Origin of the sequence: Kitasatospora sp. NPDC005856, assembly GCF_040629945.1 — a bacterium.
Classification (GTDB): Bacteria; Actinomycetota; Actinomycetes; order Streptomycetales; family Streptomycetaceae; genus Kitasatospora.
In genome coordinates this window covers 59,730-85,349 of the sequence record NZ_JBEXWT010000017.1, presented here as the reverse complement: position 1 = coordinate 85,349, position 25,620 = coordinate 59,730, and the positions used below count along the sequence as shown (strand labels likewise).

Annotated in this window: 10 protein-coding genes; all 10 read right to left on the bottom strand. The window is 75.8% G+C overall.

Translation table 11 applies throughout. The features are described from left to right. Positions 1-66 precede the first annotated feature (66 nt). Complete coding sequence (locus ABZ449_RS13530; RefSeq protein ID WP_360344983.1) at positions 67-300, bottom strand: hypothetical protein; 234 nt, start codon at positions 298-300, stop codon at positions 67-69. A gap of 145 nt (positions 301-445) precedes the next feature. Then, a complete protein-coding gene (ddaH, locus tag ABZ449_RS13525) occupies positions 446-1,285 on the bottom strand; it encodes a dimethylargininase (protein WP_360344981.1) in 840 nt (279 codons plus the stop codon). Between the two features lie 54 nt (positions 1,286-1,339). Beyond that, positions 1,340-2,635, bottom strand: coding sequence for an MFS transporter (locus tag ABZ449_RS13520; RefSeq protein ID WP_360344979.1), 1,296 nt, complete (start codon positions 2,633-2,635; stop codon positions 1,340-1,342). Positions 2,636-2,641: 6 nt separating this feature from the next. Then, entirely contained in the window at positions 2,642-15,961 is a 13,320-nt protein-coding gene (locus ABZ449_RS13515; protein WP_360344977.1) for an amino acid adenylation domain-containing protein, read from the bottom strand. 72 nt (positions 15,962-16,033) lie between these two features. After that, on the bottom strand, positions 16,034-17,029 hold the full coding sequence (locus ABZ449_RS13510) for a TauD/TfdA family dioxygenase (RefSeq protein WP_360344975.1): 996 nt from the start codon (positions 17,027-17,029) through the stop codon (positions 16,034-16,036). 8 nt (positions 17,030-17,037) lie between these two features. Beyond that, a complete protein-coding gene (locus ABZ449_RS13505) occupies positions 17,038-17,250 on the bottom strand; it encodes an MbtH family protein (protein WP_360344973.1) in 213 nt (70 codons plus the stop codon). Between the two features lie 176 nt (positions 17,251-17,426). Further along, on the bottom strand, positions 17,427-18,611 hold the full coding sequence (locus tag ABZ449_RS13500) for a cytochrome P450 (protein ID WP_360344971.1): 1,185 nt from the start codon (positions 18,609-18,611) through the stop codon (positions 17,427-17,429). Then, complete coding sequence (locus tag ABZ449_RS13495; RefSeq protein WP_360344969.1) at positions 18,611-19,390, bottom strand: thioesterase domain-containing protein; 780 nt, start codon at positions 19,388-19,390, stop codon at positions 18,611-18,613. The genes ABZ449_RS13500 and ABZ449_RS13495 overlap by 1 nt, the downstream gene beginning before the upstream one ends. Further along, the gene (locus ABZ449_RS13490) at positions 19,387-21,156 is read right to left on the bottom strand and encodes a non-ribosomal peptide synthetase (RefSeq protein ID WP_360344967.1); all 1,770 of its coding nucleotides are present in this window, start codon (positions 21,154-21,156) and stop codon (positions 19,387-19,389) included. The genes ABZ449_RS13495 and ABZ449_RS13490 overlap by 4 nt, the downstream gene beginning before the upstream one ends. A 10-nt stretch (positions 21,157-21,166) precedes the next feature. Then, positions 21,167-25,612, bottom strand: coding sequence for an amino acid adenylation domain-containing protein (locus ABZ449_RS13485; RefSeq protein WP_360344965.1), 4,446 nt, complete (start codon positions 25,610-25,612; stop codon positions 21,167-21,169). Between the last annotated feature and the right edge of the window lie 8 nt (positions 25,613-25,620).

Sequence of the window (25,620 nt, the reverse complement as noted above, 5' to 3'; positions counted from 1 at the left end):
GTTCAGGAGCCGGTACGTTCAGGGGTCGCTGCGTCCAGGGACCACTGAGTTCGGGAGCCGGCCTGCTCAGGAGCCGGTGCTGTTCCAGTCGCCGGTGCTGCCGTGACCGGTGCTGGTCGGGGTCGGGGTCGGGGTGGCCGTCGGCGTCGCGTCGCCGCTCACCACCGTCGCCGTCCCGGTGCCGGCCGTCTCCGCCACCGCGACCGTGGCGGAGAGGCCGGCGCCCAGGGCGACGACCACCCCGAGGCCGACCGTGAACAGCCGAAGGCGGGTGCGGGCGGTGGCCGGACGCTGCGTCATCTCTGGTGCTCCCTTGGCTCGCTTCCCCGGGGGGAAGGTGTTCCGTCGTGGTGTGGCACCAGTCTGGCCAGGAGCGGTCAACGGCCGATCTACAGCCGAGCACCGGTGATCACCATTGATCACCGGTGCCCGGCGGCGGCACGTCTCAGTCCACCGAACGGATCTCCAGGGTGCAGCACTTCACGCTGCCGCCGCCCTTGAGCAGCTCGCTGAGGTCCATCCCGATCGGCCGGAAGCCGCGCTCGCGCAGCCGAGCGGCCAGGCCCACGGCCGCCTCCGGCAGCACCACGTGCAGACCGTCGCTCACCGCGTTGAGGCCGAACACCGCCGCGTCCCCGCCGTCCACCAGCAGCGCGTCCGGGAACAGCCGGCGCAGTACGGCACGGCTGCCGGCCGAGAAGGCCTGCGGGTTGTACATGATCTCGTCGCCGTCGAGCACGGCGAGCGCGGTGTCCAGGTGGTAGTAGCGCGGGTCGACCAGCTCCAGCCCGATCACCGGCCGGCCGAAGAACTCCTGGGCCTCCGCGTGCCCCTCCGCCACGCTGCGGAAGCCCCGCCCGGCCAGCACGTACCCGGCCGTCAGCAGCAGGTCCCCCTCGCCCTCGTTGACGTGCTCGGGGTCGAGCGTCTCGAAGCCCCGGGCGCGGAACCACTCCAGGTAGGCCGGGCCCTCGGCGGCCCGCTCGGCGTTGCGGAAGCGCGCGCCGAGCACCTTGCCGTCCACCACGGTGGCGCCGTTGGCCGCGTAGACCATGTCGGGCAGGCCGGGCAGCGGGTCGATCAGGTCGACCCGGTGGCCGAGCTCGCCGTAGAGGGCGTACAGCTGCTCCCACTGGGTGACGGCGAGGTCGGTGTCCACCGGCTTGGCGGGGTCCATCCACGGGTTGATCGCGTAGCTGACCTCGAAGTAGGTGGGACGGCACATCAGGTAGTGGCGCGGGCGGGCGGTCCGGGCGGGCGGGGTCATCGGGGCCATCGGGGTCATCGGGGTCCTCCGGGTGAGGGCGGGTCGGGAAGTCGTCGGGGTGGGTCGGGGCGGTCAGGCGGCGGGGTCCGACGGCCGGGTCGGGAAGTCGCGCAGACCGCGCAGCGGGCTCGCCAGCAGCACCAGGCCGGCCGAGAGCAGCACGCCCGCCATCAGCCAGATGGTGCTGCGGGCGCCGATCACCTCACCGAGCCAGCCGCCGAGCAGGGCGCCCACCGGGATCGCGCTGTAGTTGAGGGTCGCGGAACTCGCCCGGATCCGGCCGATCAGCTCGGGCGGGCAGTAGGCCTGGGAGAAGCTGCCGGCCAGGACGTTGCCCGCCACCACGCCGCAGACCGCGACCGCCCAGGCGAGCGCGCTGACCACCAGCGGCAGCCGCTCGCCCGCCAGCGGCAGCAGCAGGATGAAGGGCGCGACCACCAGCTCGCAGACCAGCAGGGCGCGCGCGGTGCCCAGTCGGCGGGCGATCCGCCCGGCCAGCATCGCGCCGGCCAGTCCGCCGACGCTCACCAGCGCGAACACCCCGCCCACCGCGCCCGGTTCGATCCCCACGCTGCGCACCAGGAAGACCGTCTGCACCGCCTGGATGCCGTTCAGCCCCAGGTTGCCGACCGCCGCGAAGCAGGCGAACGTGCGCAGGTAGGGATCGCGCAGCAGGAAGCGGACGCCCTCGCCGATCTCGCGCGGCAGGCCGCGCCGCTCGGACACCGGCGGGGGGCGCTCCTCCGTCCTGATCCGCCGCAGGCAGAGCGCCGACACCAGGTAGGTGAGCGAGTCGGCGAGCATCCCGCTGGCGGCGCCGAAGGCCTGCGCGAGCAGCCCGGCCGCGCCGGGGCCGGCGATCTCCGCCGCCGAGGCCCCGGAGCGCAGCTTGACGTTGGCCTCCAGCAGGTCGGCCCTGGCCACCAGGGTGGGCAGCACCGCCCCGTAGGCGGTGGAGAAGAACACCTTCACCGCCCCGGTCAGCAGGGCCACCACCACCAGCTGGGCGAGGGAGAGCGCCCCCAGCCACGCGGCCGCCGGAACGCTGCCGAAGAACAGGAGCAGCAGCAGGTCGCAGACCAGCATCACCCGCAGCCGGGGCCAGCGGTCCACCCAGGCGCCGGCCGGCAGGCCGAGGAACAGCCAGGGCAGCCAGGCGGCGGCGTTGATCACGCCCACCGCGAAGGGCCCCGCGCCCAGGGTCACCACGGCCACCAGGGACAGCGCCACGCTGCCGACGGCCGTGCCGAGGGTGCTGGTGGTCTCACCGATCCAGAGCCGGCGGAAGTCCCCCTGGGCCCACAAGCCCCACCGACTGCGCGGCCGCTGCGGCGGCGCCGGTGACTCGATCGGGACGGTGGTGGTCATGGCGGGTCACGCTCCCGGCTTCTCGGTGTGCAGCGTCTCGGCCAGCACGGCGGCGATCCGTGCCAGGGGTTCCGGCTGGGTCAGCTCGCCGTGGGCGCAGTCGAGGCGGTGGCTCTCGATCCGGCCGTCCAGGTACGGGCGCCAGGCCTGCTCGTACGGCCAGTCGGCGGGCTTGCCGGTGGTCGCCCCGAAGAAGACGGCGTCCCCCCGGTAGCGGGTGGGCACGTGCTCGGCCATCAGCTTGCGGTGCCGGTCGAAGACCTCCGGCAGCACCGCCACCGCCTCCCCCAGCACGGCCCGCAGCTCGGCGAGGCCCCGGCCGTCCGCCGGGTCGTAGCCGAGCGAGTGCAGCAACTCGGCGAAGGTGTCGGCGGCCTCGACGGGCGGGGCGCCGCCGGTGCGCGCCGCCGCGGGGGCGCCGTCGAGCAGGGCCAGCAGGCCGACCTCGGCACCCTCGGCCCGCAGCCGTACGGCCATCTCCTGCGCGACCACCGCGCCGAAGGACCACCCCAGCAGGTGGTACGGGCCGTCGGGGCGCACCGCGCGGATCTGCCGCACGTAGTCCTCGGCGATCTCGGCGACGCTCGCCGGTGCGTCGCCGTGCAGGCCGCGGGCCTGGAGGCCGTACACCGGCTGCTCGGGGCCGAGGTGGCGCAGCAGCCCGGAGTAGACCCAGCTGATGCCCGCCGCCGGGTGGACGCAGAACAGCGGGGCCCGCTCGCCGCCGGCGCGCAGCGGCAGCAGGACGTCCAGCGCGTCGGCCGCCGGGCCGTGGTCGAGCCGTCGGGCGAGCCCGGCCACGGTCGGGGCCTCGAACAGCGCCCGCATGCCGGGGTCCGCGCCGAGCGCGGTGCGGACCCTGGCGAGCAGCTTCATGGCGAGCAGGGAGTGGCCGCCGAGGTCGAAGAAGTCGTCGTCGATGCCGACGCGCTCCAGGCCGAGGGTCTCGGCGAACAGCGCGCAGAGGAGCTCCTCCCGCGGCGTCCGGGCGTCGCGGCCGCCGGTGAGCTGCCCGAAGTCCGGCGCGGGCAGCGCCGTCCGGTCGAGCTTGCCGCTGCCGGTGAGCGGCAGCGCGGGCAGCGGGACGACGGCCGCGGGCAGCATGTAGCCGGGCAGGTGGCCGGACGTGAAGGCGCGCAGGTCGGCGGGGTCGAGCGGGCCGTCGGTGACGACGTAGGCGACCAGGCGCAGCCCGTCCGCGTCGGGCAGGACGGCGGCCTGGTGCACCCGCGGGTGGAGCGTCAGCACGTGCTCGATCTCGCCGAGTTCGATCCGGAAGCCGCGGATCTTCACCTGGTGGTCGGTGCGGCCCAGGTACTCCACACCGCCGTCGCGGGTGCGGCGGGCCAGGTCCCCGGTGCGGTACATCCGCACGCCCGGCTCGAAGGGGCTGGCGACGAAGCGCTCCGCCGTCAGGCCCGGCCGGCCCAGGTAGCCGCGGGCCAGGCCCGGTCCGGCGAGGTACAGCTCCCCCGGCACACCGGCCGGGACGGGGTTGAGGTGCTCGTCGAGGACGTACGCCCGCGCGCCGGCGATCGGGCCGCCGAGCCCGGGGCGCTCCGCCGCGCCGAGCGGCCGGCCGAGGGCGTAGACGGTGGCCTCGGTCGGGCCGTACAGGTTGTAGGTGGTGGTGCCCGGTGCCGCGCGCAGGCCCGTCCAGAGCTGCTGGCCGACGGCCTCGCCGCCCAGGACCAGGACGGCCGGTGCGGCGCCCTCCAGCAGGCCCTCGGCGAGGAGTTGCTCGGCGTAGGAGGGGGTGACGTCCATGACGCCGACGCCCTCCGCGCGCACGTACCGGACCAGGGCGGCCGGGTCGCGGCGCAGGTCGTCGCCGATCAGGTGCAGTTCGTGCCCGGCGAACAGCCAGAGCAGGCTCTCCAGCGATCCGTCGAAGCAGAGCGAGGCGGTGAGCGCGACGCGCAGTCGGCCGTGCGCGGCCTCGGCGGCGGCGATCGGCCCGGCGCGGTGGACGGCCAGCAGGGCGGCGAGGCTGCCGTGCTGGACGACGACGCCCTTGGGGCGGCCGGTGGAGCCGGAGGTGTAGATCAGGTAGGCGGCGTGGTCGGCCGAGGCCCGCGGGGCCGGGTCGGTGTCCGGGCCGGCGGCCTCGGCGAGGGCCAGGGCGGGGGTGCCGGCCAGTGCCTCGGGCGCGGGCCAGCCGTCGTCGGTGAGGACCAGGGCGGGGGCCGCGTCGGCGAGGGTACGGGCGGTGCGGTCGGCCGGGTGGTCGGCGTCCAGCGGCAGGTAGGCCGCGCCGGCCTTGAGCACGGCCAGGGTCGCGATCACGCTCCCGGCCGAGCGCGGCAGGGCGAGGGCGACCACGGACTCGGGGCCGATGCCCCGCCCGATCAGGTGGTGGGCGAGCCGGTTGGCGCGGGCGTTCAGCTCGGCGAAGGTCAGCCGGGTGTCGCCGCAGACCAGCGCGACGGCCTCCGGAGTGCGGGCGGCCTGGGCCGCGAAGGCGGCGGGGACCAGCGGGACCTCGGCCGGCAGGGCGCCGCCGGCCACCGGGAGCGCGGCGCGCTCCTCGGCCGACAGCAGCTCCACCCGGCCGATCGGCAGCTCGGGCCGGGCGGCCACCGCCGCCAGCAGCCGGCCGAAGCGGACGGCGATCGCCTCGACCGTCTCCCGGTCGAAGAGGTCGGTGGCGAAGTCGATCGCGCACTCCAGGCCGGCGGGCTCGCCGTCCGCGTCGAAGGACTCGCCGAGGCCCACGCTCAGGTCGAACTTGGCGACCGTCCCGGCGGAGGATTCCACGGAGGCGTCCAGTCCGGCCGCGGCGAGCGGTGCGGACTCGCCCCGGCCCTCCAGCAGCAGGGCCACCTGGAAGAGCGGGTGGCGGGCCAGCGAGCGGGCCGGGTTCAGCTCCTCCACCAGGCGCTCGAAGGGCACGTCCTGATGGGCGTGGGCGTCGAGTTGGGTCTCCCGGACGCGGGCCAGCAGCTCGGTGAAGCTGGGGTCACCCGAGGTGTCGGTGCGCAGCACCAGGGTGTTGACGAAGAAGCCGACCAGCTCGTCCAGCGCCTCGTCGGAGCGCCCGGCCACCACCGAGCCGATCGGGATGTCGGTGCCCGCGCCCAGCCGGGTGAGCAGCGCGGCGAGGGCCGCCTGCACGGTCATGAACATCGTCACCCGGTGCTCGCGCGACAACTCTCCCAGCGCGCGGTGGAGTTCGGCGCCGTAGGGCACGACGACCCGCTCGCCGCGGTGGGAGGCGGCGGCGCGGCGCGGCCGGTCGACGGGCAGCGACAGCTCCTCGGGCAGGCCGGCCAGCGCCTCGCGCCAGTGGGCGAGTTGGCGGGAGAGCAGGCTCTCGCCGTCCTCCTCCGCGCCGAGCAGTTCGCGCTGCCAGAGCGCGTAGTCGGCGTACTGGACGGGCAGCGGCGCCCACTGCGGGGCCTCGCCGCCGGTGCGGGCCGCGTAGGCCGTGGCGAGGTCGCGCAGCAGCGGGCCCATCGACCAGCCGTCGCCGGCGATGTGGTGCAGGACGAGGGCGAGCAGGTGCCCGCCGGGGCCGGCCGGGATGACGTGAGCGCGGACGGGAAGGTCGGCGGCCAGATCGAAGGGGCGGGAGGCGCAGTCCGCCGGGTCGGTGCCGGGCGGCAGCAGCTCGACCCGGACGCGGGCCTGCCCGGCGGGCAGGATCCGCTGGTACGGGGTGCCGTCCTCCTCGGCGATCAGCGTGCGCAGGCTCTCGTGCCGGGTGACCACGTCGCCGAGGGCCGATTCCAGCGCGACGGTGTCCGACTCCCCCGCCACGCGCAGGACGAGCGGCAGGTTGTAGAGGGCGCTGGGGCCCTCCATCCGGTCGATCAGCCACAGCCGCTGCTGGGCGAAGGACAGCGGGATCCGCTCCGGGCGCGCACCTCCCGCGCTCAGTGCCGCCCGCCGCGAACCGGCGTCCAGACGGGCGGCCAGCCCGGCCGCGCTCGGCGCCTCGAAGACGTCCCGGATGCCCAACTCCGCGCCCAGGACGGACCGTACCCGGCTGAGCAGCCTGGTGGCGAGCAGGGAGTGGCCGCCCAGGTCGAAGAAGTCGTCGTCGATGCCGACCGCGTCGAGGCCTAGCACCTCCGCGAACTGCCCGCAGAGGATCTCCTCCTGGGGCGTGCGCGCCGCCCGGCCGGCCGAGAGCGCCCCGAAGTCCGGTTCGGGCAGCGCCCGGTGGTCGACCTTGCCGCTGCCCGTCAGGGGCAGGGTGTCGAGCAGGACGACGGCAGCCGGAACCATGTAGCCGGGCAGCGACTCGGCGGCGAACCGCCGCAGCTCGACGGCGAGTTCGGGAGACTCCTGGCCCACGGTGCAGTGGGCGACCAGTCGCCGGTCGCCGGTGTCGCTCTCCCGGACGGTGACCACGGCCTGGCGGACGGCGGGGTGGCGGGCCAACACCTGCTCGATCTCGCCGAGTTCGATCCGGAAGCCGCGGATCTTCACCTGGTGGTCGGTGCGGCCGAGGTACTCCACACCGCCGTCGCGGGTGCGGCGGGCCAGGTCCCCGGTGCGGTACATCCGCACGCCCGGCTCGAAGGGGCTGGCCACGAAGCGCTCCGCCGTCAGGCCCGGCCGGCCCAGGTAGCCGCGGGCCAGGCCCGGTCCGGCGAGGTACAACTCCCCCGGCACACCGGCCGGGACGGGGTTGAGGTGCTCGTCCAGGAGGTACGCCCGCGCGCCGGCGATCGGGCCGCCGAGACCGGGGCGCTCCACCGCGTCGAACGGCTGGGTCAGCGCGTAGACGGTGGCCTCGGTCGGGCCGTAGAAGTTGTGGCCCGCGGTGCCGGGGTGCTCCCGCAGCCGCTGCCACAGCGCCTGGCCGACGGCCTCGCCACCGAGCAGCAGCAGGCGCGGCGCGGGTGCCTCCAGCAGACCCTCCTCGATCAGCTGCTCGGTGTAGGACGGAGTGAGGTGCAGGGCGTCGATGCCGGCGGCGACCGTGTGGCGGACCAGGGCGGCCGGGTCGCGGCGCAGCTCGTCGCCGATCAGGTGCAGCTCGTGCCCGGCGAACATCCAGAGCACGGGCTCCAGGGAGGCGTCGAAGCAGAGCGAGGCGGTGAGCGCGATCCGCTGCCGGCCGTGGGCCTGCTCGGTGCCCTGGATCAGGGCGGCGCGGTGGGCGGCCAGCAGGGCGGCGACGGCGCCGTGCGGCACCACGACGCCCTTGGGGCGGCCGGTGGAGCCGGAGGTGTAGATGACGTAGGCGGCGTCGCCCGGGTCGAGGGCGCGCCAGCCGAGCGCGGGCGCGCCGTCCCCGGCGTCCCCGGCACTCTCGACGTTCTCGACGTTCTCGACGTCCCCGGCGCTCTCGGCAACGTCCGACGGCGCGGCGACGTCCAGGGTGCGCAGGCCGGCCAGTACCTCGGGCAGCGGCCAGCGCCCGTCGGTGAGGGCGAGCGCCGGGCGGGCGTCGGCGAGCATGTGGGCGGTGCGCTCGGCCGGGTACTCGGCGTCCAGCGGCAGGTAGGCGCCGCCGGCCTTGTGCACGGCGAGCATGGCGACCACCGTCTCCGCCGAGCGCGGCAGGGCCAGCGCGACCACCGACTCCCGCCCGGCGCCGGCGGCCAGCAGGCGGTGGGCGAGCCGGTCGGCGCGGGCGTCCAGCTCGGCGAAGGTCAGCCGGGTGTCGCCGCAGACCAGCGCGACGGCCTCCGGAGTGCGGGCGGCCTGGGCCGCGAAGGCGGCGGGCAGCAGCGGGACCTCGGCCGGCAGGGCGCCGCCGGCCACCGGGAGCGCGGCGCGCTCCTCGGCCGACAGCAGCTCCACCCGGCCGATCGGCAGCTCGGGCCGGGCGGCCACCGCCGCCAGCAGCCGGCCGAAGCGGACGGCGACGGCCTCGACCGTCTCCCGGTCGAAGAGGTCGGTGGCGAAGTCGAGGGCGCAGTCGATCCCGGCGGGCTCGCCGTCGGGGCCGAAGGACTCCTCAGCGATCAGGCTGAGGTCGAACTTGGCGGAGCCGGTGCCCGCCGCGAGGGGCTCGACGTCCAGGCCCGCCGTGGCCGGCTCGGCCTGCTCGTTGCTCTGGAGCACCAGCATGACCTGGAACAGCGGATGGCGGGCCAGCGAGCGGGCCGGCCTGAGCTCCTCCACCAGGCGCTCGAAGGGCACGTCCTGGTGGGCGTAGGCGGCGAGGGCGGTCTCCCGGGCACGGCCGAGCAGGTCGGCGAAGCTCGGGTTGCCGGAAGTGTCGGTGCGCAGCACCAGGGTGTTGACGAAGAAGCCGACCAGCTCGTCCAGCGCCTCGTCGGAGCGCCCGGCCACCACCGAGCCGATCGGGACGTCGGTGCCCGCACCGAGGCGGGTGAGCAGCGCGGCGAGGGCCGCCTGCACGGTCATGAAGAGGGTGACCCGGTGGGCCCGGGAGAGCGCGACCAGCTCGCGGTGGCACTCGGCGTCCAGGCTGAGCGCCACCCGGTCGCCGCGGTGGGAGGCGACGGGCGGGCGCGGGCGGTCCAGCGGGAGCGTCGCCTCGTCCGGGAGGTCGGCCAACGCCGCGCGCCAGTGGTCGAGTTGGCGGGCCGCCAGGCTCTCGGGGTCGGCCTCCTCGCCGAGCAGCCCGCGCTGCCAGAGCGCGTAGTCGGCGTACTGGACGGGCAGCGGCGCCCAGCCGGGGGCGGCGCCCTCGGCGCGGGCCGCGTAGGCGGAGGTGAGGTCGCGGACCAGCGGGCCGAGGGACCAGCCGTCGCTGGCGATGTGGTGCAGCGCCAGGACCAGGACGTGCTCCTCGGCCGAGACCCTCACCAGGGTGGTGCGGACGGGGAGTTCGGCGCGCAGGTCGAAGGCGTGGCGGCAGAGTCCGGCAACCGTGGCGGCCACCTCGTCGGCGGGGCGGTCCAGGGTGTGGAGCGGGACGACGGCCTCTTCGACGGGCAGGACGCGCTGGTACGGGGTGCCGTCCTCCTCGGCGATCAACGTGCGCAGGCTCTCGTGCCGGGCCACCACGTCACCGAGCGCCGACTCCAGTGCGGCGGCGTCCAGTCGGCCCGTCAGGCGCAGTGCGAGCGGTGCGCTGTAGAGGGCGCTGGGGCCCTCCATCCGGTCGATCAGCCACAGCCGCTGCTGGGCGAAGGACAGCGGCACCCGGTCCGGGCGCGCTGCCGCGCTCAGCGCCAGGCGCTGCGCACCGGCGTCCAGGCGGGCGGCCAGCCCGGCCACGTTCGGCGTCTCGAAGACGTCGCGGATGCCCAGCTCCGCACCGAGCGCGGACCGCACTCGGCTGAGCAGCTTGGTGGCGAGCAGGGAGTGGCCGCCCAGGTCGAAGAAGTCGTCGTCGATGCCGACCGCGTCGAGGCCGAGCACCTCCGCGAACAGCCCGCAGAGGATCTCCTCCTGCGCGGTGCGCGCCGCCCGGCCGGCCGAGAGGGCGCCGAAGTCAGGGGCCGGAAGGGCGGACCGGTCCAGCTTGCCGTTGGCGTTCAGCGGCAGCGCGTCCAGCGGCACGATCGCGGCCGGCAGCATGTAGCCGGGCAGCGTCCGGGCGGCGGTGGCGCGTACCTCGGCCGGGTCGAGCGGGCCGTCGGTGACGACGTAGGCGACCAGGCGCAGCCCGTCCGCGTCGGGCAGGACGGCGGCCTGGAGCACCTGCGGGTGGGCGGTCAGGGCACGCTCGACCTCGCCGAGTTCGATCCGGAAGCCGCGGATCTTCACCTGGTGGTCGGTGCGGCCGAGGTACTCCAGCTCCCCGTCGCGGGTGCGGCGCACCAGGTCCCCGGTGCGGTACATCCGCGTGCCGGGCTCGAAGGGGCAGGCGACGAAGCGCTCCGCCGTCAGGCCCGGCCGGCCCAGGTAGCCGCGGGCCAGGCCGGCGCCGGCCAGGTACAGCTCCCCCGGCACGCCCGCCGGAACGGGGTTGAGGTACTCGTCGAGGACGTGGCCGCGGGTGCCGGCGACGGTGCGCCCGAGGACGGGCCGCTCGGTGGCCTCCAGCGGGTGGGTCAGGGCGTCGACGGTGCACTCCGTCGGGCCGTACAGGTTGTGGGCGGCGGTGCCCGGCGCCTCGCGCAACCGGGTCCAGAGCGTCCGGCCGACGGCCTCGCCGCCGAGCAGCACCAGGGCCGGCGCGGGCTCCTCCAGCAGGCCCTCCTCGATCAGCTGCTCGGCGTAGGACGGCGTCACCTCCAGGACGCCGATGCCGTGCTCGCGCACGTGGCGCACCAGGGCGCGGGCGTCGCGCCGCACGTCGCCGCCGATCAGGTGCAGCTCGTGGCCGGCGACCAGCCAGAGCAGGCCGTCCCAGGAGGCGTCGAAGCAGAGCGAGGCGGTGAGCGCGACCCGCTGCCGGTCGACGTCGGCCATCACCCCGGCACGGTGGGCGGCCAGCAGCGCGGCGATGCCGCCGTGCGGCACCACGACGCCCTTGGGGCGGCCGGTGGAGCCGGAGGTGAAGATGACGTAGGCGGCGTCGGCCGCCGTGGCGCGCGGGGCCGGGTCGGTCTGCGGACCGGCCCCGCCGTCGGCGACGTCCAGGGTGCGCAGCCCGTCGAGCACCTCGGGCAGCGGCCAGTGGTCGTCGGTCAGCACCAGCGCCGGGTTCGCCTGCGCCAGCGTGTCGGCGGTGCGGTCGGCCGGGTACTCGGCGTCCAGCGGCAGGTAGGCGCCGCCGGCCTTGAGCACCGCGAGGATGGCGACCACCGTCTGCACCGAGCGCGGCAGCGCGAGGGCCACCACCCGCTCGGGGCCGATGCCCGCGGCGATCAGCCGGTGCGCGAGGACGTTCGCCCGGGCGTTCAACTGCGCGTACGTCAGGGTGAGGTCGCCGCAGACCAGGGCCACGGCGGCGGGCGTCCGAGCGGCCTGCGCCTCGAAGGCGGCCGGCACCAGCGGCACCGGTTCGGGCAGCGGCGTGGCGGCGATCGCGGCCCCGGTCCGCTCCTCGGCGGGCAGCACGTCCAGCTCGGCCACCGACCGGCCGGGGTCGACGGCGACCTGATGCAGGATCAGTTCCAGTGCAGTGGCCAGCTGTTCGGCGCTCTCGCGGTCGAACAGGTCGGTGGCGTACTCCAGGACGCCGGCCAGCCCCGCGGTGGCGCCGTCGGCGCCCTGCCGCTCGACCAGGCGCAGGGTGAGGTCGAAGGTGGCCGTCCCGAAGTCGACCGGCTCCTCCGTCACCGTCACGCCGGGCAGGTCCGGGCCGTCCTCGGCGGCACCCGCGAAGGCCAGCATCACCTGGAACAGCGGGTGGCAGGCGGTCGAGCGGGTCGGGTTCAGCTCCTCCACCAGGCGCTCGAAGGGCACGTCCTGGTGGGCGTGGGCGGCCAGGTCGGTCTCCCGGACCCTGGCCAGCAGCTCGGCGAAGCTCGGACGGCCGGAGAGGTCGGTGCGCAGCACCAGGGTGTTGGCGAAGAAGCCGACCAGCTCCTGCACGGCCTCGTCGAGGCGGCCGGCCAGCGGGGTGCCGATGGGCAGGTCGGTGCCCGCGCCGAAGCGGTGCAGCAGGGTGGCGTACGCGGCCCGCAGCACCATGAAGAGGGTCACGCCGTGCTCGGCGGCGAGCGCGGTGAGCCGGGTGTGCAGTTCGGCGTCGAACTCCAGCGGGACGACCGCGCCGCGGTGGCTGGCGACCGGCGGGCGGGGGCGGTCCAGCGGCAGCGGGAGTTCCTCGGGCGCGCCGGCCAGCGCCTCGCGCCAGTGGGCGAGTTGGCGGGAGAGCGGGCTGTCCGGGTCGTCCTCGTCGCCGAGCAGCTCGTGCTGCCAGAGCGCGTGGTCGGCGTACTGGACGGGCAGCGGCTCCCACCGCGGGGCCGCGCCCGCGAGGCGGGCCCGGTAGGCGTCGGTGAGGTCGCGGTAGAGCGGGCCCAGCGAGGCGCCGTCCCCGGCGATGTGGTGGACGACCAGGACCAGCACGTGCTCCTCGGCCCCCTCGGGCCGCAGGTAGGCGTGGACCGGCAGGTCGGTGGCGAGGTCGAAGGTGTGGCCGGCGAGTTCGTCGGTCGGGCGGTCGGTGACGGTGAGCAGGCCGGTGCCGGGGGCGTCGAGGACGCGCTGGTACGGGGTGCCGTCGTGCTCGCCGAAGACGGTGCGCAGCGCCTCGTGCCGGTGGACGACGTCGCCGAGGGCGGCCTCCAGGGCGGCGGGGTCGAGCGGGCCGCTCAGCCGCAGCGCGAGGGTGACGTTGTAGGTGGCCGAGGGGCCGTCGGCCTGGGCGAGGAACCAGAGGCGGCGCTGGGCGAAGGAGAGCGGCACCCGCTCGGGCCGCACGGCGGGCCGCAGGGCCGGACGGGCCCCGGCGACGCGGTCGGCGAGCCGTTCGGCCAGCCCGGCGACGGTGGGCGTCTGGAAGAGGTCGCCCATGGTGAGTTCGACGCCGAGCCCGGTGCGGGCCCGGCCGACCAGGCGGGTGGCGAGCAGGGAGTGGCCGCCGAGGGCGAAGAAGTCGTCGTCGATGCTGATGTCGTCGATGCCGAGGAGTTCGCCGAAGAGCTCGCAGAGCACCCGTTCGCGCTCGTCGCGCGGGGCCCGCCCGGTGTCGTCGGAGGCGAGGTCGGGGGCGGGCAGGGCGCGGCGGTCGACCTTGCCGTTGGCGTTGAGCGGCAGCACGTCCAGCAGGACGACCGCGGCGGGGACCATGTAGCCCGGCAGGACGGTGCCGGCGAAGGAGCGCAGTTCGGCCCCTGTGAGCGCGGCCTCGGCGGTGCAGTAGGCGACCAGCCGGGTGTCGCCGGGGCGGTCCTCGCGGGCGACCACGATGACCTGGCGCACGGCGGGGTGGCGGGACAGCGCCGCCTCGATCTCGCCGAGCTCGATCCGGAAGCCGCGCAGCTTGACCTGGCCGTCGATCCGGCCGAGGAACTCCACGGCGCCGTCGGCGCGCAGCCGCACGAGGTCCCCGGTGCGGTACATCCGCTCGCCGGGCGCGTACGGGCAGGCGACGAAGCGCTCGGCGGTCAGGCCGGGCCGGTTGAGGTAGCCGCGGGCCAGGCCGGCGCCGGCCAGGTACAGCTCGCCGGGGACGCCGGGCGGGACGGGGCGCAGCCGGGCGTCCAGGACGTGGCTGCGCATGTTGTCCATCGGGCCGCCGATCGGGACCCGGGGTCCGTCGAGGTCGGCGGGGACGAGCGGGTGGTGGGTGGCGAAGGTGGTGGTCTCGGTGGGCCCGTAGACGTGGGCGAGCAGCAGCTCCGGGCAGGCCTCCAGGACACGGCGCATCAGCACGCCGGAGGCGGCCTCGCCGCCGGTGCAGACCACGCGCAGGGCGGCGAAGGTCTCCGGGGCCTGCTCGGCGACGAGGTCGAACAGGGCCTTGGTGAGGAAGACGGCGGTGACGCCGTGGCGGGTGGTGACGGCGTGCAGGGCGGCGGCGTCGAGGGCGCCGGGCGGGGCGACCACCACGGTGCCGCCGGCCAGCAGCGGCGTCCAGATCTCGTAGGTGGCGGCGTCGAAGGCGTGCGGGGAGTGCAGCAGGACGCGCCGGTGGCGGCCGTCCCGCCAGCGCCGGTCGGCGGCGAGGTCGAGCACGTCGCGGTGGCGCACGGCGACGCCCTTGGGGCGGCCGGTGGACCCGGAGGTGTACATCGCGTAGGCGAGCTGGTCCGGGTGGACGGGCACGCCCGGCCGGTGGGCGGGGGCGCCGGCCTCGTCGCCGGGGCGGACCACGGCGGCGCCGTGCGGGAAGCCCGGGTCGGTGCGGTCGGTGAGCAGCACGGGGGCGCCGGTGTCGGCGAGCACGCCGGTCATCCGCTCGGGCGGCAGGCCGGGGTGCATCGGCACGTAGCAGCCGCCGGCCTTGAGGACGGCCAGGGTGGCGACGACGACCTCGGCGGAGCGCTCCATCAGCATCGCGACGGGGGTCTCGGGGCCGACGCCGAGGGCGGCGAGGTGGTGGGCGAGGCGGTTGGCGCGGGTGTCGAGTTCGGCGTAGCTGAGGGTGCCGCCGTCGTGGACGAGGGCGGCGGCGTGCGGGGTGCGGTCGGCCTGGCGCTCGAAGGACTCGGCGAGGGTGCCGGTCCACCGGGGGGCGTCGGTGGCGTTCCACTCGACGAGGAGGCGGGTGTGCTCCTCGGGGGCGAGGACGTCGAGGGTGCCGATGGGGGCGTGCGGGTCGGCGGCGGCGCCGGCCAGCAGCCGGCCGAGCCGGTCGGCCAGCGCGGTGACGGTGGTGCGGTCGTAGAGGTCGGCGGCGTACTCGATCGAGCCGGTGAGCCCGGCGGGGGCGCCGTCCGGGCCGTGCTGTTCGGCGATGCCGATGTTGAGGTCGAACTTGGCGACCCGCAGGCCGATCGGCTCCGGGGCGGACTCCAGCCCGGGCAGGTCGAGTTCGGCGTCCTGGCCGTGGTTCTGGAGCACCAGCAGGGTCTGGAACAGCGGGTGGCGGCCGAGCGCGCGGGGCGGGTTGAGCTCCTCGACGAGGCGCTCGAAGGGGAGGTCCTGGTGGGCGAAGGCGTCGAGCTGGGCCTCCCGGACCCGGCCGAGCAGCTCGGCGAAGCCCGGGTCGCCGGACGTTTCGGCGCGCAGCACCAGGGAGTTGACGAAGAAGCCGACCAGCTCGTCCAGGGCCTCGTCGGCGCGTCCGGCGACTCCGGTGCCGAGCGGGATGTCGGTGCCGGCGCCGAGCCGGGTGAACAGGGCCGCCAAGCCGGCCTGGAGGACGGTGAACAGGGTGGTGCGGTGGGTGCGGGCGAGGGCGAGCAGGGCGGTGTGCAGGCCGGCGTCCCAGGCGAGGTCGACGGAGTCGGCGGCGCCGGTGGGGGCGGGCGGGCGGGGCCGGTCGGTCGGCAGCTCCAGTTCCTCCGGCAGGCCGGCCAGTGCGGTCCGCCAGTGGTCGAGTTGACGGGCCAGCAGGCTCTCGGGGTCGTGTTCGTCGCCGAGCAGGTCGCGCTGCCAGAGCGCGTAGTCGGCGTACTGGATCGGCAGCGGTTCCCAGTCGGGGGCGCGGCCCGCGAGCCGGGCCCGGTAGGCCTCGGCGAGGTCGCGCAGCAGCGGGCCGAGCGACCAGCCGTCGCCGGCGATGTGGTGGAGCACGACCAGCAGCACGTGCTCGGTCGGGGAGAGGGTGAACACCGTGATCCGGATGGGCAGTTCGCGGCTCAGGTCGAAGGTCTCGGCGGCCGCGGCGTCCCGGCGGGCCGGGTAGTCGTCCGGCGCGCAGTCCACGGCCAGGAAGCGCGGACGCGCCTCCTCGGCCGGCAGGATCCGCTGCACCGGGACGCCCTCGGCCACCGGGAACACCGTGCGCAGGGCCTCGTGCCGGGCGACCACGTCCGCCGTCGCGGCACGCAGCGCGGCGGTGTCGAGCCCGCCGCGCAGGCGCAGGGCGAACGGCAGGTTGTACAGCGCGGTCGGCCCCTCGATCTGGTCGATCAGCCAGAGCCGTTGTTGGGCGTACGAAACCGGGATCACGGTGCTTCCTCTACTCGGGTCTGCTCAGCTCACGGCACGGGCTGTTCGGGGGGCGGGCGGCGTCGGGCGGCGTCAGGCGACGGCCAGGGTGGGCCGGACGCTGGGCCGGCAGTCCAGGACGTCGACGGGCTGCCCCATCGAGACGGCGATCCTGCGCTCGCCGCGGTACGGGTCCCGGCCGTGGGCGCAGAGCACGTTGTCGACCAGCATCACGTCGCCGACCTGCCAGCGCTCGCGCACGGTCGCGGCGTGGTACGCCTCGTTGAGGGCGTCGACGTCGGCGCGCTCCAGGGGTTCGCCGTCGCCGAATCCGGTGTTGAACGGGAGGCCGTCCGGGCCGAACTCCTCGGTCATCGCCTCGCGGATGTCCGGGTCGAGCGACCACTCGTTCCAGAAGGCGAGGTGGTTGAACCAGACCTCCTCGCCGGTCACCGGGTGGCGGATGGTGCCGGGGCGCAGCTGGCCGGTGCGCAGGTTGCCGTCCGCCAGCCACTCCCAGGTGATGCCGTTCTCCCGGCAGTAGGCCTCGACCTCGGCGCGGTCCTCGCTGGCGAAGGCGGTGCGCCAGCCGAGGGAGACGTAGTCCGAGTAGTTGCGGGTGAGGGTCCAGCCGGAGGCCCGCATCCGCTCGACCAGGTGCGCGGGCAGTCGGTCGAGGACCTGCCGGCAGTCGGCGGTGGGGGTGGCCCCGCCCTCCTCGGGGGCGGTCAGGCAGGCGAAGAGCAGCCGGCCGGGGAAGGTCAGGGTGTAGCTGTTCTCGTTGTGCATCCGGATCGGCAGGGCCGACGGCAGGTCCGTGGAGGAGAAGACGCCGTTGCCGTAGTCGCTGCGCGGGGTGGCCTTCTCCCGGTACGGGGTGCGCTCCGGGATGAGGACGTCGCGCACGGCCGCGACGTCCTCGGTGCTCGCGACCGGCAGGCCGCGCAGGAAGATCGTGCCGTGCCGGTGCAGCGCTTCGGTGAGCGCGCTCTCGTTCTCGCGCAGCCACTCGCAGGCCTCGCCGATGCCGGCGGTGCGCGGCGCGTGGGCGAGGGCCGGGCGGCCGGGGTTCAGTTCCCAGGTCGGCATGGCGGCGGTCACCGGTCGGCGAGGGCGGCGACCAGGCTGGCGGGCCTGATGTCGGTCCAGTTGGCCTCGATGTGGTCGAGGCAGCCCTGGCGGGTGTCCTCGCCGTGGACGGTGGTCCAGCCGGCCGGCACGTCGATCCAGACCGGCCACAGGGAGTGCTGGTTCTCGTCGTTGACCAGCACCAGGTAGCCGGCGCTGTCGTCCTCGAACGGGTTGCTCATGGTGTCGCTCCTCGGGTTGCTTCGCTCGGGTTCGCTTCGAAGGTCTCGGGTTGCTTCGAAGGTAGGGGCGGGCCGCGCGGCGGAAGGGCAGGAGTCGAGGCAGGAACGCGGCAGTTGGGCGGCGGGGCCGGTGCCCAGCGCGGCGGGGCCGGTGCCCAGCGCGGCGGGGCCGGTGCTCAGCGCGGGGTGAGGCGGACCGGGAAGCGGTCCAGGCCGAAGTTGATGATCGAGCGGTTGTGGGTGACCGGCCCGGTCGGCTCGATGGTGGCGACGCGCTCCAGCATCGCCGTGAACAGGCCGCCGAGCTCGGCCTTGGCCAGCGGCGCGCCGACGCAGTAGTGGGCGCCGAGGCCGAGCGCGAGGTGCTTGTTGGGGGCGCGGTCCAGCAGGATCTCCTCGGGCCGCTCGAAGGCCTCCGGGTCCCGGTTGGCTGACCAGACCCAGACCGCGACCCGGTCGCCGCGCCGGATGGTGCGGCCGTCCAGTTCGGTGTCCCGGCTCGCGGTGCGCAGGGTGTGCAGCCCGACCGAGGTCCAGCGCAGCAGTTCGTCCAGGGCCGAGTCCATGCCGACCTCGCCCCGCTGCAACTGCCGCCACAGATCCGGGCGTTGGACGAGGGTGTACAGGCCCATGGCGGCCGTGTGGCGGACGGTCTGGACGCCGCCGACCACGATGTTGTCCAGGTTGAGGACGACGTCCTCGATCGGCAGCAGCTTCCCGCCGACGCGGTAGGTGGCCATCATGCTGATCAGGTCGTCACGCGGGTCGCCGCGCCGCAGCATCACCTGGTGCAGCAGGTACGGGATGAGCTGCTGGTGGCCGGCCCGGCGCTCCTCGGGGGTGCGGCCGAGGAAGGCGACGTCGCAGACCCGGACGACCATGTCGCGGTCCGCCTCGGGGACGTCCAGCAGGTCGCACATGACGGACAGCGGCAGCGCGGAGACGGCGTCGACGAGGTCCACCTCGCCCTGTTCGACGGCCTGCCCGACGATCGAGGCGGCGAGTTCGGCGATGCCCCGGGAGGCTCCGCGCACGGCGCCGGGCGAGAAGAACGGGTTGGCGGGGGCGCGGAGTTCGCGGTGCCGGGGCGGGTCGGTGAGGGCCATCATCCGGCCGGAGCCGACCGGGACGTTGCCCTCGCCGGCGCCGAGCAGCGAGCCCTGCTCTGAGCTGTAGACGGCGGCGTTGCGCAGCACCTCGGCGGAGTGCCGGTAGGAGAGCACCGACCAGACCGGTCCGTCGTCGACGGTGTCGGTGAGGTGGACGGCGGACTCCCGGCGCAGCTCGGCGACCAGCGCGGGGGTTTCGGGGCGGGCCCACAGGTCGGGATCGGTGAGGTCGACCGCGGTGGTGGTTGGCATCAGTGCTCCGTCGTGGGCTGGTGGGCGGCGCCGGGCCGCGCGATGAGGGAGGAGAGCAGGTCGACCGGGCCGGGCCCGTCGACGGTGGCGAGCAGGTGGCCGCCGGGGACGACGTGGTGGCCGGAACCGCCGCGGGTGTGGGCGGCCCAGCCTTCGAGGCCGCCGACGGCGAGGAGCGGGTCCTCGACGCCGACGACGGTGTGCAGGGCGGAGCCGATCGGCGGGTGGGGCCGGGGCCGGTAGGTGTCGACCACGGCCAGGTCGGTGCGGATGCCACGCAGCGCGTTCTCCTTCAAGTCGGCGTCGCCCTCGACGAGTTCGCCCATCCCGGCCAGTCGCAGCAGCTCGTCGGCGGTGTGCTGGGGGCGGTCCGCCCCGGCCCAGACGGCGGGCGGCGAGGCGGAGGCGGCGACGACCAGCTCCGGCCGCCGCTCGGCGGGCAGCGCCCGGGCGACCTCGTAGCCGAGCAGGGCGCCGAAGCTCTGCCCGTAGAAGCCGAACCGCCCGGTCAGGTGCGGGCCGAGGGCCTCCAGGACGGCGTCGACCAGCAGGTCGAAGCTCGCGGGCATCGGGTGGCCGAGCCGGCCGCCGCGGGCCGGCGGGCGCAGCGCCCAGACCTCGGCGGCCGGGGCGAGGGCGCGGGCGAGCGGGGTGTAGGCGGTGGCGTCTCCCCCGGCGTGCGGGAAGCAGAACAGCCGGTACGGGCGGTGCGGTTGGGGCGCGGGGACGAACAGCCAGTCCCCTTCGACGCGGGGCCGCACCCGCAGCGCGGTCGTCATGCGCCGGCCGCCCGGGCGCGGGCGGTCAGGGCGGGCCGGGGGGCGGCGGTGCCGGCCGCGACGGCCCGCTCGACGGTGGCGGTGAAGGCGGCCAGGTCGGCCGAGTCGAGCAGGTGGCGCAGCTGGAGCTCGATGCCGAGCCGGCGGCGCAGCAGGTGGACGACGCGCAGCGCGGCGATCGAGTGGCCGCCGAGCGAGAAGAAGTCGTCGGTGGGCCGGACGCCGGTGACGCCGAGCACGGTGCCCCAGACCTCGGCGACCTGCTCGGTCAGTCCGCCGCCACCGGCCGGTGCTCCCTCCTCGGGGGCCGCGGGGGCGGCGGGGGCGGGCAGCGCCGCCAGGTCGACCTTGCCGTTCGGGGTGAGCGGCAGGGCGTCCAGCACGGTGATCACCGAGGGCACCAGGTGGGCGGGCACGGTGGCGCGCAGCCGCTCGGTCAGCTCGGCGGCGGTGACGGCGCCGGTGACGTACCCGGCCAGGCGCCGGTCGCCGGGGGCGGGTTCGTGGACGGTGACGGCGGCGGCCTGGACGCCCGCCAGCCGGGCCAGGGCGTGCTCGACCTCGCCGAGCTCGATCCGGTAGCCGCGCAGCTTGACCTGGCGGTCCACCCGGCCGACGTACTCCAGCCGGCCGCCCTCGCCGCGCCGGGCCTGGTCGCCGGTGCGGTACATCCGGGCGCCCGGCCCGCCGCTCGGGTCGGCGACGAAGCGCTCCGCGGTCAGCCCGGGCCGGCCGAGGTAGCCGTGGGCGAGGCCGGGCCCGGCCAGGTACAGCTCGCCGGCGACGCCGTCCGGGACGGGGGCGAGCTTCTCGTCCAGCAGGTGCAGGCGCACGCCGGGCAGCGGTTCGCCCAGGTGCGGCCCGGGGCCGCTGATCGGCGCGGTGACGGCGTCGACGGTGCACTCGGTGGGCCCGTACAGGTTGAGCGCGTCGATGCCGCCGTCGGCCAGCTCCCGCCAGGTGCGCTCGGGGACGGGCTCGCCGCCCATGAACAGCCGCGGCACCCGGGCGCCGGCGAGCGGCTCGCGCAGCAGCTCCCAGTGCGAGGGGGTCAGGTCGAGGTCGGTGACGGCGTGCTCGGCCAGCAGGGCGGCGACCTCGGCCGGGTCGGCGCGGTGCTCGTCGCCGATCACCAGGACGGTGTCGCCGCGGCAGATCCGGGCCCACTGCTGGACGGAGGCGTCGAAGGAGACGCTGGCGTTCCAGCCGACCACCCCGGGCTCGGCGCGGTAGGCGCCGGTCGCCTCCAGGGCCTGGACCAGGGCGGCGACGGCGCCGCGTGGCACCTCGACGCCCTTGGGGCGGCCGGTGGAGCCGGAGGTGTAGATGACGTAGGCCGGGTCGAGCGGGTGGGCCGCCTCCGGCAGCTCGGGCCCGTCGGCCTCGGCGTCCGGGCCCAGCACCGGCACGCCCTCGGCGGCGGGGAGGCCGTCGGCGCTGATCAGGGCGGCCAGCCGGGCGTCGGTGGCCATGAAGGCGAGCCGCTCGGCGGGGTAGGCCGGGTCGAGCGGGACGTAGGCGGCGCCGGCCCGCCAGACCGCGAGCAGGGCGACCGGCAGGTCCGCGGTGCGGGCGAGGTGGACGCCGACCCGGTCGCCGCGGCCGATGCCGCGCTCGCGCAGGGCGCGGGCCAGGGCGGCGGTGCGGCGGTCGAGTTCGGCGAAGTCCAGGCGGGCGGTTCCGGCCTTCCCCGCGGGGGCGAGGACGGCGGTGCGCCCGGGGTGGGCGGCGACGGCGGTGCGCAGGCGGTCCAGCAGATCGGTCATGACGGTTCCCTCAGGACTCTCGGACGGCGGCGGCCATGGTGTGCAGGGCGGTGGCGTAGGTGTCGATGAACTGCTCGGCGGTGCTGTCGGCGACCAGCGAGCGCTGGTGGTCCACGGCGAGCAGCACCCGCTGCGAGACCGGGTCCTGGATCAGCGAGGCACCGAAGGCGAAGCTGTTGGGCTCGTGGCGCAGGGTCGGCTCGGTGCCGATCCGGCCGTCCACGATGCGGGCCGAGCTGAGCCGGCCGAGGGCGTGGAAGCGCAGGTAGCCGAACTGGCTGTCCAGCGCGGTGTCGGTCATCAGCCGGGCGAGGCGGGCGAAGGGCACCCGGCGGTGCGGCATCATGTCCAGCTCCTCCCGGTGGACCTCGCGGACCAGGGCGAGCAGGTCGCCGGTGGGCTCGCAGCTCAGCGGGACGGTGTTCAGGAACAGCCCGTACACCTCGGTGCCGCCGAGCCGTTCCAGCCGGCCGTTGACGGCCAGGCCGGTGGTGACGCGCGGCTTCCCGGTGGCGGCGGCGAGGGCGTGCAGGTGGGCGGCGAGCGCGACCGACTTGACCGGCACGCCGAGCGCTTCGGCGACCGTCCGCAGCTGTTCCGGCGCCTGCGGCAGCACCCGCTCGACGGTGCGCGGCGCCTCGTGCACGGACTCGCTGCCGGGGAACAGCTGGCCGCTGGCTCCGGTCAGCCGCTCGCGCCAGTAGGCGAGCGACCGCTCGTCCCGGGCGGCCTGCCGTTCGACGGCCACGAAGTCGCGGAAGGCGGTGCGCGGCGGCGGGACGGGCGCGCTCAGCGGGTCGGCGGCGAGGGCGCCGTGGCGCTCCAGGATCTCGGTGAGCAGCGAGGTGAAGCTCCAGCCGTCGAGGATCGCGTGGTGCTCGGAGACGGTGAGCTGGAAGGCGTCCTCGGCCAGGCGCTGCACGGTGATCCGGAACAGCGGCGGGGCGGTGAGGTCGAAGGGCGTCCACCGGTGGGTGTCGAACACCTCGCGGATCGCGGCGTCCTGGTCCGGTGTGCCGCGCAGGTCGGCGAACTCGACGGGGGCGGTCAGCCGGCCGTGGACGAGTTGCAGCGGTTCGCCGTAGCCGGACAGGTCGAGGCCGGTGCGCAGCACGGCGTGGCGGTCCATGGCCTCGGCGACGGAGCGTCGGAAGGCCTGCTCGTCGAGGTCGCCGGAGATCCGGTAGGAGTTGACGTTGTGGTAGCTGTCGGTGCCGCCGGCGATCTCCATGTGGAAGACCATGGAGAGCTGCATGGAGACCATCGGGTAGGCGTCGACGAGGCCGGGCGGCAGGTCGGCGCGGTCCTCCGGGGTGATCAGGGCGAACGGCTCGTACGCGTCCCGGCCCTCGGTGACGGGCTTCGCCAGCGGCAGCAGGGCGGCGACGGTGGGGGCGTTGAACACGTCGCGCAGACTCACCCCCCAGCCGCGCTCGTGCAGCGCGCCGGCCAGCTGGACGGCCCGGATGGAGTCGCCGCCGAGGTGGAAGAAGTCGTCGTGGACGTCGATGCCGTCCACCCCGAGGACCTCCGTCCAGACCGCGGCGAAGGCCTCCTCCTCCGGGGTGCGCGGCTCGACGTGGCGGCCGCCGGTGGCGGCGCTGCGCTGTCCGGGGGCGGGCAGGGCGGCGCGGTCCACCTTGCCGTTGACGGTCAGCGGCAGCGACTCCAGCACGGTGTAGCCGGCCGGGACCATGTACGGGGGCAGCGAGCGGCCGAGGAAGGCGCGGACGTCGGCGGGCTCGCGTCCGGTGACGTACGCGGCGAGGCGGTCCTCGTGCACGGTGACGACGCAGGCGTCGACGTCCGGGTGGGCGGCGAGCGCGTTCTCGATCTCGCCGAGCTCGATCCGGAAGCCGCGCAGCTTGACCTGGAAGTCGGCGCGCCCGATGTACTCCAGCCCGCCGTCGGGCAGCCGCCGGGCGACGTCGCCGGTGCGGTAGAGCCGGGCCCCGGGCGGGCCGTACGGGTCGGCGACGAAGCGGCCGGCGGTGAGGCCGGGGCGGCCCCAGTAGCCGTGGGCGAGGCTGCCGCCGCCGATGTACAGCTCGCCGGCCGTGCCGGGCGGCACCGGCCGCAGCCAGTCGTCCAGGACCTGGGCGCTCAGGTGCGGCATCGGGGTGCCGATCAGGCTGCGCTCGAAGCCCGCACTGCCGGCCAGGTCGTGGGTGGTGACGTGGACGGTGGTCTCGGTGATGCCGTACAGGTTGCACAGCCGGGCCGGGGGCGGCGGGTCGAGTTCGAACCAGCGCTGGACGACGGCCGGGTCCAGCGCCTCCCCGCCGAGCATGATCCACTTCAGCGCGGGCAGGGCGCGCGGGCTGCGGCGCAGCACCGGCTCCAGCTGGCGCAGCGCCGAAGGGGTGAGGCAGAGGCAGGAGACGCCCTCCTCCTCCAGCAGCTGGGCGAACTCCTCCGGCGAGCGGCTGGTCACGTACGGGACGACGACCAGCCGGGCGCCGTGCAGCAGGGCGCCCCACATCTCCCAGACCGTCCAGTCGAAGGCGTAGCTGTGGAAGAGCGTCCAGGTCTCGTCCGGGCCGAAGCCGAAGTGCCGCTCGCCGTCCGCCATCAGCCGGCTGACGTGCTCGTGGGCGACGGCCACGCCCTTGGGGCGGCCGGTGGAGCCGGAGGTGAAGATGACGTAGGCGACGTCGCCGGGGCGCCCGGCGGCCGGCGGGCGGGTGTCGGGGCGGGCGGCCAGGTCCGCGGCCTCGGCGGTCAGGTCGTAGGCCCGCCAGGGGCCCTCGGGCACCAGGTCCGGACGGTCGGTGACGACCAGGGTGACGCCGGTGTCGCCGAAGACCAGCGCGGCGCGGTCGGCGGGGGCGGCCAGGTCGACGGGCACGTAGGCGGCGCCGGTCTTGAGCACGCCGAGGACGGTGACCAGGACGTCGGCGGTGCGTTCCAGCAGCATGCCGACGCGGTCGCCGGGGCCGGCGCCGCGGGCGCGCAGGGCGTGCGCGAGGCGGTTGGCCCGGCGGTCCAGTTCGGCGTAGCTCAGGGTGCGGTCGGGGTCGCTGACGGCGGGCCGGTCGGGGTGGGCGTCGGCGGCCCGCTCGAACAGGTGGTGCAGGCAGTGGCCCGGGGTGTCGGTGGCCGCGGCCCCTTCGACCGGGCGGGTGGTCAGCCGCAGCACGGTGGCGTCGGGGTCGTCCAGGGCCGCGGTGAGCAGGGCGTCGTACTCGGCGGCCAGCCGCCGGACGGTCTCCGGGTCGAACAGCTCGCTGCGGTACTCGGCCTCGCCGCGCAGCTCGCCGCCGGTGCCCCCGGCGTCGAAGACGGACCAGGTGAGGTCGAACTTGCTGGTGCCGTTGGAGCGCACCCGGCTGTGGGCGGTGGCCGCCGGGCCGAGGGCGAGCGGGGTGCGGTCCTCGGCGTGGGCGCCGAACACCACCTGGACCAGCGGCGGGTGCTGGGCGCTGCGGGCCGCGCCCAGCTGGTCGACGATCTGGTCGAAGGGCAGGTCGAGGTAGCCGTAGGCCTCGAAGGCGACGTCCTGGACGTGCTCCAGCAGGTCCCGGAAGCTCAGCGCGGGGGCGAGCCGCAGGCGCAGCGGCAGCAGGTTGACGAAGTAGCCGAGCAGGTGCTCCAGTTCGGGCCGGTCGCGGGTGGTGACGGGGGTGCCGACCACCAGGTCGTCGGCCCCGGTCCAGCGGTTCAGCAGCAGGGCGAAGGCGGCCAGCTGGACGGTGAACGGGGTGACGCCCTCGGTCTCGGCCAGGGCGCGGACCCGCGCCGCCGTCCCGGGGGCCAGGCCGAACCCCTCGGTGCGGCCGGCCGCGCCGCGCTCGGCGGGCCGGGGCCGGTCGGTGGGCAGCTCCAGCAGCGCGGGGGCGCCGTCCAACTGCCCCTTCCAGTACGTCAGGTGCTCCTCGAAGGAGGTGCCGAGCCACTCCTCGGCGCAGTCGGCGTACTGCACCGTCAGCTCCGGCAGTTCGGCCTCCCGGCCGCGCACCGCCGCGCCGTACAGCTCGGCCAGCTCGCGCTCGAAGACCTCGGCGGACCAGCCGTCCCAGACGATGTGGTGGACGGTGAACAGCACCGCGGTGCGCTCGTCCTCGACCCGGAAGGCCTCGGCGCGCAGCAGCGGGCCGGCCGCCAGGTCGAAGGGCTCGGCGCAGCGGGCGGCGAGCAGTTCCTCCAGGCGCTCGGCCTGCCCGGGGCCGCTCAGCGGGCGCAGGTCGGTCACCGCGAGCGGCAGGGCGAGGCGGTGGTGCACCTGCTGGCGGGGGCCGTCGGGGTGCAGCGCGAAGGTGGTGCGCAGCGTCTCGTGGCGGGCCGTCACGGCGTCCAGCGCGCCCTGGAGGAGCGCGAGGTCGAGCGGGCCGGTGACGTCGAGGGTCCAGGGCGTGCAGTAGGTGACGGCGCTCGGGTCGAGGCGGTCGAGGAACCAGAGGCCGCGCTGCAGCCCCGAGACGGGCGCGGTGCGCGCCGGGCGGTCGGACGGGCTCACGGCCTCGT